The organism is Micromonospora sicca (genome assembly GCF_003172935.1).
GTDB lineage: Bacteria > Actinomycetota > Actinomycetes > Mycobacteriales > Micromonosporaceae > Micromonospora > Micromonospora sicca.
Window position 1 is genome coordinate 1 of record NZ_QGKS01000142.1, and the last position, 12,140, is coordinate 12,140.

Genomic DNA, 12,140 nt, shown 5'->3' on the forward strand with positions numbered 1-12,140 from the left:
GCAGCGGACCGCGCGGCGGCACCGCGGCGGGCGGCACCGCCGGGCCCGGGCCGGCACCCTCCGGTCCGAGTTCCGCACGCTGCTGCTTGGCCGTCCGCAGGTCGTCGATCCAGCCGAACTCCTCGCCGGCGACCGCGTCCTCCGGCTCGGCGTCGGCCCTGCCCCGCCCCCACCGGCGGCCCTTGGCACGAGGGTCTCGCCGCTCGTCGGGGCCGTCCTCCGGCCGCTCCGGACCACGCGCCATCACTGCTGACCCTCCCCGACGGCGTCGCTGCCGCCCTCATCCACCCCGCCGACCTGCTCCGGACCCGCTGGGTGCCGGCCGTTCACGGCGACCGGTGCGGGCTGCTCCGCCCGCCCCGCCGGTACGGGCAGCCCCCGGACGATCCGGCGCAGCAGCGGCAGCCGGGTGGCCACCGACCGCTCGGCCCCGTGCCCGCTGGGCTGGTAGTACTCGGTCCCGACGAGGTCGTCCGGAGCGTACTGCTGGGTGACCACACCGCGGTGGTCGTCGTGCGGGTAGCGGTAGCCGGCGCCGTGCCCGAGGCCCCGCGCGCCGGAGTAGTGCGCGTCGCGCAGGGCGCGGGGGACGGCGCCGCCGCGACCGGCCCGCACGTCGGCGATGGCGGCGCCGATGGCGGTGGTGGCCGAGTTCGACTTCGGGGCGGTGGCCAGGTGGATCACCGCCTGGGCCAGGTTGAGCTGTGCCTCGGGCAGGCCCACGTACTCCACGGCGTGGGCGGCGGCGGTGGCCACGCTCAACGCGGTGGGGTCGGCCATTCCCACGTCCTCGCTGGCGAAGATCACCAGGCGGCGGGCGATGAACCGGGCGTCCTCGCCGGCCACCAGCATCCGGGCCAGCCAGTGCAGTGCCGCGTCCACGTCCGAGCCGCGCATGCTCTTGATGAACGCGCTGGTCACGTCGTAGTGGGCGTCGCCGTCGCGGTCGTAGCGGACCGCGGCGACGTCGACCGCCTGCTCGGCGGTCGCCAGGTCGATCCGGCCGGTGCCGAGCGCGGTGGCGGTGGCGGCGGCCGCCTCCAGGGCGGTCAGCGCCTTGCGGACGTCCCCGCCGGCGAGGCGTACGAGATGGTCCTCGGCGTCGGTGGCCAGGGTGAGCGCGCCGCGCAGGCCGCGCTCGTCGGCGACCGCGCGGCGCAGCAGGCCGCGTACGGCGTCGTCGTCCAGCGGCTGGAGGGTGAGCAGCACGCACCGCGACAGCAGGGGCGAGATGACCGAGAAGTACGGGTTCTCAGTGGTCGCCGCCAGCAGCGTGACCGTGCGGTCCTCCACCGCGGCGAGCAGCGAGTCCTGCTGGGTCTTGCTGAACCGGTGCACCTCGTCGATGAAGAGCACGGTCTGCGGGCCGCCCGCCCGGCGCTGCCGGCGAGCGGTCTCGATCACCGCCCGGACGTCCTTCACCCCGGCGGAGAGGGCTGACATGGCGACGAAGCGACGGTCGGTGGCCCGGGCGACGAGGTGGGCGATCGTGGTCTTGCCGCTGCCCGGCGGCCCCCACAGGATCACCGACATGGGCGCCGCGCCGCCGACCAGTTGCCGCAGGGGCGCGCCCGGCGCGAGCAGATGATCCTGCCCGACCAGCTCGTCGATGCTGGCCGGCCGCATCCGGACCGGCAGCGGAGAATCCGCGCCGGCGGCGGTGAACGCGTCGACGCCACCGGAACCCGCGGGGGCGCTGGGCGCCCCGGCGGGTTCGCCGAAGGTGAAAAGGGCGTCGGACTCCATCACGAAGACAGTACCGGGCCGGGCTGACGGCGCTGGAATCGCGCCGCCGGCCCGGCCAGCGGTGATCGGATCCGGTCAGCCCCGACCGGGGCGGCGACCCCGGTACCAGCGGCCGCCGCCAGCGCCGCGCGGGCCGGAGCCGACCCCGGCCAGGTAGAGCGAGAGCAGCAGGAAACCGATGAGGGCCAGGGTCCAGTTGTTGAACAGGTCGGGGGCGCCGAGGTTGCTGTTCAGGAAATCGAGCAGCAGCGCGAAGCCGAACACGATGGCCGCGAGAATGGCGAGCATGTCGTTCCTCCGGTGGGGGGTCCCAGTAGGTCGGCACGTGATGTACCCAATCGGTCTCTTCGCCAATCTCCACCGTGGACCGGCCCACCCCCGGGCTCCGTCGACGCCCCGGTCGGCGTTCTAGGCTGGCCGCATGATCACTGCCGACCAGGTCCTGGTGGGACGGGACGCACTCCTGGCCGCCACCGGACACCACCCGTACGCCCGGCACGCGCTCTGGCGGGACCACCAGCCGCGGGGCTGGCGCCGGGACGGGGCGGTGGGGTGGCTCCTCCCCCCGGAGCAGGGCCCGGCGGGTGGGGCACTGGGGCCGGCCGCTCCGGCGGTGGACGTCTTCGCCGGTCTCCTGGCGGACGGGGTGCTGCGGCCGGGCCAGTGGCTGCACCTGCCCCGCACCACGGCGGAGAAACTGGCCGGGCGGCTGACCATCGCCCGGCTCGACGAGTGGGACTTCCTCTGGACCACCACGCCCCCGCCGCCCCGGCCGGAGGAGGAGCGGGTGGTACGCCTCACCGAGGCCGACCACCCGGCGCTGGCGGCGCTGATCGAGGAATCCTTCCCGACCACCACCTCCCGGCCCGGCGACCCGCGCATCGTCGACTGGTACGGCATCCGCGACGGTGACCGCCTGGTCGCCTGCGGCGCGGACCGCAGCCGGGGCGACATCGGCTTCCTGGCCGGCCTGACGGTGGCGAGCGACCGGCGGGGCCGGGGTCTCGGCGCGGCGCTGACCGCCGGGATTACCCGCGCCCTGGTCGCCCGGTACGACCACGTCGCGCTCGGCGTCTACACCGACAACGTCGGGGCGATCCGGCTCTACCGCCGGCTCGGCTACACCGGCACCGAGCACCGCAGCTCGGTCCACCTCGGCTGACCGCATCCCCGGCGACCCGACCCCACCGGGCGGAGACCGGCGGGTCGGGTCGTGGCGGCAGCGGGTCAGCGGCTCCGGGTGGCGGTCACTTCGGCGGTCGGAACGGTCTCGGGAGAGACGGCTCCGGTGGCCGGTGCCGCGGGATCGGCCAGCCCCGAGGCGAGCTCGGGCTCGGCGACCGGCGCGCCCGGGCCGACCGGCGGGGTCCCGCTCCCGTCGGCGGTCGCGGCCCGCCCGACGCGCCAGGCCGGCAGGTAGAGCGGGGCGGCCAGGGCGAGCACCACCGCGCCGACGAACATGGCGGTGCTGACGCTGCTGCGGTCCGCCAGCGTGGTCAGGACGACCATGCCGAGTGCCCCGGCCGGCTGGGCCATCATCGAGTTCAGCGAGATCACGCTGGTCCGGTACGGCCCGTCGACCTGGCGGTGCAGCAGCCCCATGTGCAGCGGGTTCGACGCGCCGTGCACGGTGTAGCAGGCCAGGTAGGCGATGAGCACCCCGACCGGGCCGGCGAAGACACCCATCCCGACCACCGTCACGCCCTGCAGGATCCGCAGCAACGCGGCGGCGGGCGCGGCGCCGAGCCAGCGCAGCAGCAGCGGGGTCAGCGCGGCGCCCGCCGCGTTGGCGAGCCAGGCCACCGAGCTGGCCGGGCCGAGCAGCGCCGCCGCCCGGTCGGCGTCCCCGACCACCTCGGCGAGGCGGACCGGCAGCAGCGACTCGAAGGTCACCATCCCGAAGCCCCAGAACAGCTCGACGCAGACCAGGGCGAGCAGCACCCGGGAGCGGCGCAGCAGTCCGACCGCCTGCCCGACCATCCGGGGCGCCTCGACCATCGAGGCCCGCAGCGCGCCGGCGCCCCTGGCCGACCGGGTCTCGACCAGCAGACGCAGCAGGACGACCAGGGCGATCGTCTGGAGGGCGATGGCCACCAGCACGGGCAGGGTCAGCGCGCTGATCGGCCCGACCGGACCCAGCGCGACCAGGCCGCCGCTGAGCAGCGCACCGGCGCCGATGGCGACGCCGATGACGGTGCCGGCGTAGCCCAGGCCCCGCTCGTACTCGGCCTTCGGGTCGGCGGCGAGGGTGGCGTCTACGTACCAGGACTCCAGCGGGCCGCTGTCCAGCGCCCGGTAGACGCCCTGCAGGGCCCAGGACAGGAAGAAGAGCCAGAACGAGCCGGCCACCGCGAAGATGGCCAGCGAGACCAGGCAGACCATCCAGGCGGCCACGAGCACCGGCTTGCGGCCGAGCGCGTCGGCGAGGCCACCGGTCGGCAGTTCCAGCGCGAGCACGATCAGGCCCTGGGCGGTGCCGACCAGGCCGATCTGGGTGAGCGACAGGCCGCGTTCCTGCATCAGCAGGATCATCACGGGGATCATCAGGCCGGCGGGGAGCCAGCGCAGGCCGTTGAGGGTGAGGTAGCGGAACCGGACCTGGCGTACGGACAGCGCGCTCATCGCATCTCCTGGAACAACGGGTAGGCGGCGAGGAAGACCTGCACCGGCGCGGCGTCCGGCTCAGCGGGATCCGATTCGGCGCGGTAGCGCTCCAGGACCTGCCACAGCTCAGCCTTGAGCTCCTCCAGGCGGGCCGGTGGGATCGTCATGAAGATGTCGCCCATGCCGAGGGCGTCCCGCCAGGCGGGCGACCACTCGTGCTGGATGGCGAACCACCGCTCGGCGTGCTCCACGAGGAGACGCACCTGGTCGCCCTGGATCCACTCGATGGCCGCCCGGGCGTCCGGGTCGTCGTCGAAGTCGGTCGGCTCCCAGTTGGTGACGTCGTGCGCGGCCCGCCACCAGCGCTGCCGGCCGGTGCCCCGGTCGGTGTCCTCGACGACCAGCCCGACCTCGGCCAGCTGGCGGAGGTGGTAGCTGGTGGCGCCGGTGTTGGTGCCGAGCAGCTCGGCGAGGGCGGTGGCAGTGGCCGGGCCTTTCACGCGCAGGGCGCCGACCAGGCGCATGCGCAGCGGGTGGGCGAGCACCCGCACCTGGCGGTGGTCGATCCGCACCGCACGGGGCTCGGGCCGGGTCCCCGGATTTTCGTTCTCCATGCCTTGCACAATATCCGTGCACACTTCCTGTGCACAATAGTCATGCACAGGAAGTGTGCATGATCCGACGCTAGCGGCGATGAACGGGTCAGGCCGCGAGAAGTTCGCGGACCCCGCGCAGCCGGGTGCGCAGCAGACCGGCGGCGCGGGTGGAGTCGAGGCGTACCTCGGTGGGGCGGAGCAGGCCGGACGCGGCGCTGGTGGTGGTCTTCATCCCGGCCGGGTCGAGCCCTTCCCGGCGGGCCACCAGCAGGCCCAGCTCGGCGCGGCTGACCGCGTCCGGGCCGGCCACGTTGAGCGGCCCGGCGTACCTCGACGGCACCAGTTCGAGGACGGCGGCGGCCACGTCGACCACGTCCACCGGGCAGCGGAGCTCGTCCGTGAACAGGGCGGCCCGGCCGGCGAGCGCGTCGCGGCAGAGCTGGATCTGCTTGCTCCCCTTCCCCAGGATCAGCGACGTGCGCACCAGCGCCGCGCCCGGGTCGACCGCCCGGACCGCGGTCTCCGCCGCCGCCTTCGCCGCCCCGTACGGGAACACCGGGGTGGGCGGCTCGTCGTCCGGATAGGGCGCCGACCGGCCGGCGTGCAGCGCGTCGCTGGACAGGTGGACCAGGCGGGCCCCCAGCTCGGCGGCGGCGAACGCCACGTGGGCCGCCCCGTCCGCGGTGACCGCCCAGTCGTCGTACCGGTAGGGGGTGCCGATGACGGCGTCGGGGCGTACCGCCGTGACCAGCGCGCGCACGGCGGACCGGTCGGTGACGTCGAGCCGGCGCGCCTCGACGCCCGGCACCGCGACGGCGGCCGAGTGGTACGTCCCGACCACCCGCTGCCCCGCGGCCACCGCCTGCCGGCAGATCTCGGCGCCGAGGAAGCCGCTGGCCCCCACCACGAGCAGTGTCATCCCGTTCCCCGTTCCCGAAAAGGTCGAGCGGTCCGCGTCATCATGACGCGGACCGCTCGATCACGTGGGGACGGCTCAGGTGGGGTCGGCGACCGGAGCCACCGGACCGGCGGTGCCGGCGTGCACCCCGGTCGGCGCCTTCGGCTTGGCGTCGATGCCCGCCTCGGTGCGCTGCTGCGCGGTGATCGGCGTCGGCGCGCCGGTCAGCGGGTCGAAGCCACCGCGGGTCTTCGGGAAGGCGATCACCTCGCGGATCGAGTCCGCGCCGGCGAGCAGCATGCAGACCCGGTCCCAGCCGAACGCGATGCCGCCGTGCGGCGGGGCGCCGTACTTGAACGCCTCCAGCAGGAAGCCGAACTTGTCCTGCGCCTCCTCCGGGGTGATGCCGAGCAGGTCGAAGACCCGCTTCTGCACGTCGCCCCGGTGGATACGGATGGAGCCGCCGCCGATCTCGTTGCCGTTGCAGACGATGTCGTACGCGTACGCCAGGGCCCGGTCGGGGGCCTCCTCGAACCGGTCGACCCACTCGGCGTTCGGCGAGGTGAACGGGTGGTGCACGGCCGTCCAGCCGCCCTCGTCGGTGCGCTCGAACATGGGCGCGTCCACCACCCAGCAGAACGCCCAGGCGCTCTCGTCGATCAGGCCGGCCCGCTTGGCGATCTCGATCCGGGCCGCGCCGAGCAGCTCCTGCGCCTCCCGCGTGGTGGCGCTGGCGGCGAAGAAGACCGCGTCGCCCGGCTTCGCGCCGACCGCGTCGGCGAGCCCACCCAGGTGCTCGGCGGAGAGGTTCTTCGCCACCGGCCCACGCGCCTCGCCGGTCTCCGCGTCGAGCACCACGTACGCCAGGCCGCGCGCGCCGCGCGCCTTGGCCCAGTCCTGCCAGCCGTCCAGCTCCTTACGGCTCTGCGCGGCGCCACCGGGCATGACGACCGCGCCGACGTAGCCGCCCGCGCCGATCGCGCCGGCGAACACCCGGAACTCGGTGCCGCGCAGGTAGTCGGTCAGCTCGGTCAGCTCGACGCCGTAGCGCAGGTCCGGCTTGTCCGAGCCGTACCGGGCCATCGCGTCGTGCCAGGTGATCCGCGGGATCGGCCGGGAGATCTCGTGACCGGCCAGGTCCTTCCAGAGCGCCGAGACGATCGCCTCGCCGAGGTCGATCACGTCGTCCTCGGTGACGAAGGACATCTCGATGTCGAGCTGGGTGAACTCGGGCTGGCGGTCGGCCCGGAAGTCCTCATCCCGGTAGCAGCGGGCGATCTGGTAGTACCGCTCCATGCCGCCGACCATCAACAGCTGCTTGAACAGCTGCGGCGACTGCGGCAGCGCGTACCAGCTGCCCGGTTGGAGGCGGACCGGGACCAGGAAGTCGCGGGCGCCCTCCGGGGTGGAGCGGGTCAGCGTCGGCGTCTCGATCTCCAGGAAGTCGCGCTCGTGCAGCACGCCCCGGGCGAGCTGGTTGGCCCGCGAGCGCAGCCGCATCGCGTTGGCCGGGCCGCTGCGGCGCAGGTCGAGGTAGCGGTACCGGAGCCGGATGTCGTCGCCGGCCTCGATCTGGTCGTCCACGGGCAGCGGCAGCGGGGCCGCCTCGGAGAGCACCTCCAGCTCGCTGGCGGTCACCTCGACCTCGCCGGTGGGCAGGTCCGGGTTCTCGTTGCCGGCGGGCCGGCGGGTCACCTCGCCGGTGACCTGCACGCAGAACTCGTTGCGCAGCGCGTGCGCGTCCTCCTCGCGGAAGACCACCTGGACCACGCCGGAGCCGTCGCGCAGGTCGACGAAGATGACCCCGCCGTGGTCGCGCCGGCGGGCCACCCACCCGGCGAGCGTCACCGTCGAGCCGGCGTCCGCGGCGCGCAGGCTTCCGGCATTGTGGGTACGGATCACGGCTGGCAACTCCTCATCGTGGAACAGTCCTCACCGGTCATTCTGTCAGGGGCGGCCGCCCTTCCTCCCGGGCACCCGGCACGCGGGTGCGATTCGTCGCCGGACCAACGGGCGAACCACGACGGATGGACCGCCCGGCCGGTTACCGTGACCGGATGCGTGCCGTACCGACGTGGGCCGTGGTCATGGCGGGGGCGGCACCGGTGCTGCTGGTGACCGGCGCGACGGTCGCGGGCGCCCGGCAGCCCACCGGCTACGACCCGATCCGGGACACCATCAGCGAGCTGGCCGGGCAGGGCGCCACCGACGCCTGGATCATGGTCGGCTGTCTGGTGCTGCTCGGCTGCTGCTACCTGGCGACCGCCGCCGTGCTGCACGCGGCCGGGTTGCCCAGCCGCTTCCTGCTGGCCGTCGGCGGAGTGGCCACCATCGCGCTGGTCGCCTTCCCGCGACCGAAGGTCGGCGGCTCCCCCGGCCACGGCACCGTGGCGACCGTGGCCGTGCTCGCCCTGACGCTCTGGCCGGCCTGTTCGGCGCTGTGGCTGCCGCGTGGCCCGGACGCCGGGCACCCCGCCCGCCCGGAGCCGCCCTGGGCGTTCCGCCGACCGGTGGCGCTCAGCGTCACCGCGTTGCTGCTGAGCCTGTTCGGCTGGTTCGCGTTCGAGGTCACCGGAGAGTCCCGGACCGGGTTGGCCGAGCGGGTGACGGCGGTGGCGGTCGCGCTCTGGCCGCTGCTGGCGGTGCTCTCCGCCCGGCGGGCGCAGCTCGCGCGATCCGCCGACCCCGGCCCGCCCGTCAGTCCGAGTCGGCGGACAGCAGATGCCGCACCTGCGGAGCACCGTCGACCAGCTCGCGGGCCCGCTCCTCGACGGCCTGGTCGGCTCCCGTGAGCCCGCCGCCGTGGTGCGGGTGCTCCTCCCAGGACGGCACCTGGTAGACCTCGACGAAGCCGTGCGCCCGCTCCCCGGCCCGGAACAGCCCCAGCGCACCGCCCCGGTCCGCCGACGGGACCGGCCGTCACGGGGGCGCTCACCGGGCGGAAGGTACCCCGGGCCGGGCCGCCCAGTCCGCTGATCGCGGGGAAGCGGCACGGAACGGGCCGCCGGTCACCCGGCGGCCCGCTCCCATGGGGTGGCTCAGTAGACGCTGACGCCGTAGACGCTGAGCGCCTCGGTGACCGGCTGGAAGTAGGTGGTGCCGCCGGAGGAGCAGTTGCCGCTACCGCCGGAGGTCATGCCCAGCGCGGTGCTGCCAGCGAAGAGCGAGCCGCCGCTGTCGCCCGGCTCGGCGCAGACCGTGGTCTTGATCAGGCCGTAGACGCTGCCCTCGGCGTAGGTCACCGTGGCGTTGGTGGCGGTGACACTGCCGCTGTGCACGCCGGTGGTGCTGCCGCTGCGCTTGACCGACTGGCCCACGTAGGCGTTACCCGCACCGGTGATGTCCTGCGAGGTGCCGTTGTAGAGGTAGACGGTGCCGGGGTGGGACAGGCCGGTGTTGTCGTACCGGACGATGCCGTAGTCGTTGCCCGGGAAGCTGGTGCCGACGCGGGGGCCGATGTAGGTCGTCTGGCTGGAGTTGGTGTACCAGCTCGCCGAGATGTTGGTGCAGTGCCCGGCGGTCAGGAAGTAGTAGGTGCCAGCGCTGTTGCGCACGTTGAAGCCGAGGGAGCAGCGACCGCCGCCACCGGCGTAGATCGCCTGGCCACCGTTGAGCCGGGTGCTCAGCACACCGGGCTCGGAGATGAGGCGGACCGCGCCGTTGGTGCGGGCGACGGCGGCCTTGACCTTGTCCAGCTTGGCGCCGGTGACGGTGCTGTCGACCGAGATGACGACCTGGTTGGTGACCGGGTCGGTCCACCAGGCGGTGCCGGGGATCTTGGCGGACCTCTCCAGCTCGACGGTGGCCCGGTTGAGCTCGGCGGCGCCGCGGGCGACGAGCTTCGGGGTGGCGCCGGCGGCGCGGACCTGGCGAGCGGCGGCGTCGTCGGTGACCGCGACGACCATCTTGCCGCTGGCGTCGGCGTACGTGCCGGCGGCGCGGTCGCCAAGCTGCGCGGCCAGACCGGCCGCGGCGTCGGGCGAAGCGGGCGAGGCGGGTGCCGCCTGGGCGGGCGCGGCGAGCAGCGAGCCGGCTACCAGGGTTCCGGCGACGGCGACGGTGACGGCGCGACGGAGCGATGACCTCGTGGGTCGCATGAACAGCCTCCCGGATGGGGGTGAGGGGCCCAACTCGTGGTGAGGGCCCTGGACCGACCCGGCCTAGCTGGGGGAACCGGCCGGGCTGAGTGAAGTATTCACATGTTTAAGATCCTATTCAAGACCCTGGTTTGCCCGAATTCACCCGGCGGCCACAGGTAACTGCGCCGCAACATTGTGGACACTGACCGTCATCTATACCATCCGGTCACCGTCGCATTCCCGGCACCCGTGATCCGGAGGCCACGATGACCATCCCCCGACGCGTACTGGCCACCCTCGCCGGCCTGACCGCCCTCGTCCTGCTCGGCGCCGACCCGGCCACCGCCGCCGCCACCCCACCACCGGCCTCGATGGCCAGCATCGGCGACTCCATCACCCGCGGCTTCAACGCCTGCGGCTGGTACGTCGACTGCACCTCGCGGTCCTTCAGCACCGGCGACTACTCCACCGTGAACAGTCACTACCTGCGCATCCGCGCGGTCAACCCGACCATCCAGGGCCGCAACCTCAACGACGCGCGCAGCGGCGCCAAGTCCGCCGACATGTACGGCCAGGCCGGCACCGCGGTCGGCCAGGGTGTCGAGTACGTCACCATGCTGATCGGCGCCAACGACGCCTGCACCAGCTCGGAAGCCACCATGACCCCGGTGGCCACGTTCCGGGCCAACATCGACAGCGCGCTCAACCGGATCCGCGCCGGCCTGCCCAACGCCCGGGTCGCGGTGATGAGCGTGCCGGACATCCACCGCCTCTGGTTCATCGGCAAGGGCAGCGGCAGCGCCCGCAGCGCCTGGTCGGCGTTCGGCATCTGCCAGTCGATGCTGGCCAACCCCACCTCGACCGCCCAGGCCGACGTCGACCGGCGGGCCCGGGTCCGGCAGCGGGTGATCGACTACAACAGCCAGCTCGCCCAGGCCTGCGCCGCGTACGGCGCGAACTGCGACTTCGACGACAACGCCGTGTTCAACTACCCGTTCGTGCTCAGCCAGGTGTCGACCTGGGACTACTTCCACCCGAACACCAGCGGCCAGGCGGTGCTGGCCAGCGTCTCGTATGCCAACGGTTTCGGCTGGTAGGCGCTTCCGCGGCGCGCGGGCGGAGCGCCGTCCGCGCGCCGGCCCGCGTACCCGGGAAGACGCCGCCGGTCAGTCGACCCGGCGGCGCGCTCCCGGGCCCGGCCGGGGCAGCACATCGCGCGGGTCCGCCACCTCGTGTCCCGCGGCGCAGCGCAACTCGGCGTGGACCTCGGCGCCGCAGTCCCGGTGGGTCACCCGCAGCGGCGAGCCCTCGGGGTCAGCGAGGTAGCGGTCGCCCCAGCCGAGCACGGCCACCAGCACCGGCCAGAGGTCGAGACCCTTCTCGGTGAGCCGGTACTCGTGGCGCACCCGGCTGCCCGGCTCCCGGTACGGCTCCCGGCGCAGCACCCCCTGCTCGACCAGGGTGGCGAGCCGGTTGGTGAGCACCTGTCGGGGAATGCCGGTCCGCACCCGCATGTCGTCGAAGCGGCGGATGCCGTTGAAGACCTCACGGAGCACGACCAGGGTCCACCGCTCGCCGAGGATCGCCATCGCCCGGGCGATGGTGCAGTTCTCCACCGACCAGTCCAGTGCCGAGGGTCTCATGCCGACCAGGCTAGGTCTGATTGACAGACTCAGCAACGCGCTGCCAGGCTGAGTCCATGACACAGACGCAGGATCCGGCGCGCAGCCGTACCTTCTCCTGGTCCGACCCGGTGGCGGGCGCGGCGCACATCGGCCGACGCAGCGGCCTGGAGCTGCTCCGCGCGATGATCGCCGGTGAGCTGGCCGCGCCGCCGATCATGCACCTGATCGACATGTCCCGGATGGAGGCCGACGAGGGCCGGGTCGCGGTGGAGCTGGTGCCGCAGGAGTTCCACTACAACCCGCTCGGCACCGTCCACGGCGGGGTCATCTCCACCCTGCTGGACACCGCCGCCGCCTGCTCGGTGCACACCACCCTGCCCGCCGGCGTCGGCTACACCTCGCTGGACCTGAACGTGAAGTTCCTCCGCCCGGTGACGGTCGCCAGCGGCACCCTCCGCTGCGAGGGCACCGTCCTCCAACGCGGCCGCCGCACCGCCCTGGCCGAGGCCCGACTGACGGACGCCCAGGGCCGCCTCATCGCCCACGCCACCTCAAGCTGCCTCCTCTTCCCCCTGGACCAACCCGCCTGACC

At 73.7% G+C, this 12,140-nt stretch carries 13 protein-coding genes; 4 read left to right on the forward strand and 9 right to left on the reverse strand.

What is annotated here, in order from left to right:
• The 3 genes from DKT69_RS06775 to DKT69_RS06785 all read right to left on the reverse strand — a co-directional run.
• On the reverse strand, positions 1–244 hold a 244-nt coding region (locus DKT69_RS06775; RefSeq protein WP_201749522.1), incomplete at its 3' end, for a hypothetical protein.
• Positions 244–1,746 (reverse strand): replication-associated recombination protein A, encoded by a 1,503-nt coding sequence (locus tag DKT69_RS06780; RefSeq protein WP_109800718.1) that lies wholly within the window; start codon positions 1,744–1,746, stop codon positions 244–246. The genes DKT69_RS06780 and DKT69_RS06775, both read right to left, overlap by 1 nt.
• 75 nt (positions 1,747–1,821) lie before the next feature.
• A complete protein-coding gene (locus DKT69_RS06785) occupies positions 1,822–2,034 on the reverse strand; it encodes a hypothetical protein (protein ID WP_109800719.1) in 213 nt (70 codons plus the stop codon).
• Between the two features lie 133 nt (positions 2,035–2,167).
• Between DKT69_RS06785 and DKT69_RS06790 the strand changes: the two genes are divergently transcribed.
• The gene (locus DKT69_RS06790; protein ID WP_109800720.1) at positions 2,168–2,908 is read left to right on the forward strand and encodes a GNAT family N-acetyltransferase; all 741 of its coding nucleotides are present in this window, start codon (positions 2,168–2,170) and stop codon (positions 2,906–2,908) included.
• A 65-nt stretch (positions 2,909–2,973) separates the two neighbouring features.
• Here the strand turns inward: DKT69_RS06790 and DKT69_RS06795 are convergent, their stop codons facing one another.
• From DKT69_RS06795 to aspS, 4 genes are all read right to left on the reverse strand, one after another.
• Positions 2,974–4,368 carry an MFS transporter gene (locus tag DKT69_RS06795; protein ID WP_109800721.1) on the reverse strand — a complete coding sequence of 465 codons (1,395 nt, stop codon included), beginning with the start codon at positions 4,366–4,368 and terminating at the stop codon, positions 2,974–2,976.
• Positions 4,365–4,964: an ArsR/SmtB family transcription factor gene (locus tag DKT69_RS06800; protein WP_109800722.1), complete on the reverse strand. Its 600-nt coding sequence runs from the start codon at positions 4,962–4,964 to the stop codon at positions 4,365–4,367. The genes DKT69_RS06795 and DKT69_RS06800 overlap by 4 nt, the downstream gene beginning before the upstream one ends.
• 88 nt (positions 4,965–5,052) lie before the next feature.
• Positions 5,053–5,865, reverse strand: coding sequence for a sugar nucleotide-binding protein (locus tag DKT69_RS06805; protein WP_109800723.1), 813 nt, complete (start codon positions 5,863–5,865; stop codon positions 5,053–5,055).
• A 75-nt stretch (positions 5,866–5,940) separates the two neighbouring features.
• Positions 5,941–7,746: an aspartate--tRNA ligase gene (gene aspS, locus DKT69_RS06810; protein WP_109800724.1), complete on the reverse strand. Its 1,806-nt coding sequence runs from the start codon at positions 7,744–7,746 to the stop codon at positions 5,941–5,943.
• Positions 7,747–7,901: 155 nt separating this feature from the next.
• Here aspS and DKT69_RS06815 point away from each other — a divergent pair, with 155 nt between their 5' ends.
• Positions 7,902–8,636: a DUF998 domain-containing protein gene (locus DKT69_RS06815; protein WP_109800729.1), complete on the forward strand. Its 735-nt coding sequence runs from the start codon at positions 7,902–7,904 to the stop codon at positions 8,634–8,636.
• Positions 8,637–8,882: 246 nt separating this feature from the next.
• Here DKT69_RS06815 and DKT69_RS06825 read toward each other — a convergent pair whose 3' ends face one another.
• Positions 8,883–9,941: a S1 family peptidase gene (locus DKT69_RS06825; protein WP_109800725.1), complete on the reverse strand. Its 1,059-nt coding sequence runs from the start codon at positions 9,939–9,941 to the stop codon at positions 8,883–8,885.
• Between the two features lie 248 nt (positions 9,942–10,189).
• Here DKT69_RS06825 and DKT69_RS06830 point away from each other — a divergent pair, with 248 nt between their 5' ends.
• Positions 10,190–11,020: an SGNH/GDSL hydrolase family protein gene (locus DKT69_RS06830; RefSeq protein ID WP_109800726.1), complete on the forward strand. Its 831-nt coding sequence runs from the start codon at positions 10,190–10,192 to the stop codon at positions 11,018–11,020.
• Between the two features lie 69 nt (positions 11,021–11,089).
• Here the strand turns inward: DKT69_RS06830 and DKT69_RS06835 are convergent, their stop codons facing one another.
• The gene (locus DKT69_RS06835) at positions 11,090–11,566 is read right to left on the reverse strand and encodes a winged helix-turn-helix transcriptional regulator (protein ID WP_109800727.1); all 477 of its coding nucleotides are present in this window, start codon (positions 11,564–11,566) and stop codon (positions 11,090–11,092) included.
• Positions 11,567–11,622: 56 nt separating this feature from the next.
• On the opposite strand from DKT69_RS06835, the gene DKT69_RS06840 reads away from it, so the two are divergent.
• The gene (locus DKT69_RS06840) at positions 11,623–12,138 is read left to right on the forward strand and encodes a PaaI family thioesterase (protein ID WP_109800728.1); all 516 of its coding nucleotides are present in this window, start codon (positions 11,623–11,625) and stop codon (positions 12,136–12,138) included.
• Positions 12,139–12,140: the final 2 nt, after the last annotated feature.

Excerpts from the sequence above, each read along its gene's own strand:
- DKT69_RS06780 (WP_109800718.1), bottom strand. The coding sequence starts at position 1,746 with ATGGAGTCCGACGCCCTTTTCACCTTCGGCGAACCCGCCGGGGCGCCC.
- DKT69_RS06785 (WP_109800719.1), bottom strand. The coding sequence starts at position 2,034 with ATGCTCGCCATTCTCGCGGCCATCGTGTTCGGCTTCGCGCTGCTGCTC.
- DKT69_RS06790 (WP_109800720.1), top strand. The coding sequence starts at position 2,168 with ATGATCACTGCCGACCAGGTCCTGGTGGGACGGGACGCACTCCTGGCC.
- DKT69_RS06795 (WP_109800721.1), bottom strand. The coding sequence starts at position 4,368 with ATGAGCGCGCTGTCCGTACGCCAGGTCCGGTTCCGCTACCTCACCCTC.
- DKT69_RS06800 (WP_109800722.1), bottom strand. The coding sequence starts at position 4,964 with ATGGAGAACGAAAATCCGGGGACCCGGCCCGAGCCCCGTGCGGTGCGG.
- DKT69_RS06805 (WP_109800723.1), bottom strand. The coding sequence starts at position 5,865 with ATGACACTGCTCGTGGTGGGGGCCAGCGGCTTCCTCGGCGCCGAGATC.
- DKT69_RS06815 (WP_109800729.1), top strand. The coding sequence starts at position 7,902 with ATGCGTGCCGTACCGACGTGGGCCGTGGTCATGGCGGGGGCGGCACCG.
- DKT69_RS06825 (WP_109800725.1), bottom strand. The coding sequence starts at position 9,941 with ATGCGACCCACGAGGTCATCGCTCCGTCGCGCCGTCACCGTCGCCGTC.
- DKT69_RS06830 (WP_109800726.1), top strand. The coding sequence starts at position 10,190 with ATGACCATCCCCCGACGCGTACTGGCCACCCTCGCCGGCCTGACCGCC.
- DKT69_RS06835 (WP_109800727.1), bottom strand. The coding sequence starts at position 11,566 with ATGAGACCCTCGGCACTGGACTGGTCGGTGGAGAACTGCACCATCGCC.
- DKT69_RS06840 (WP_109800728.1), top strand. The coding sequence starts at position 11,623 with ATGACACAGACGCAGGATCCGGCGCGCAGCCGTACCTTCTCCTGGTCC.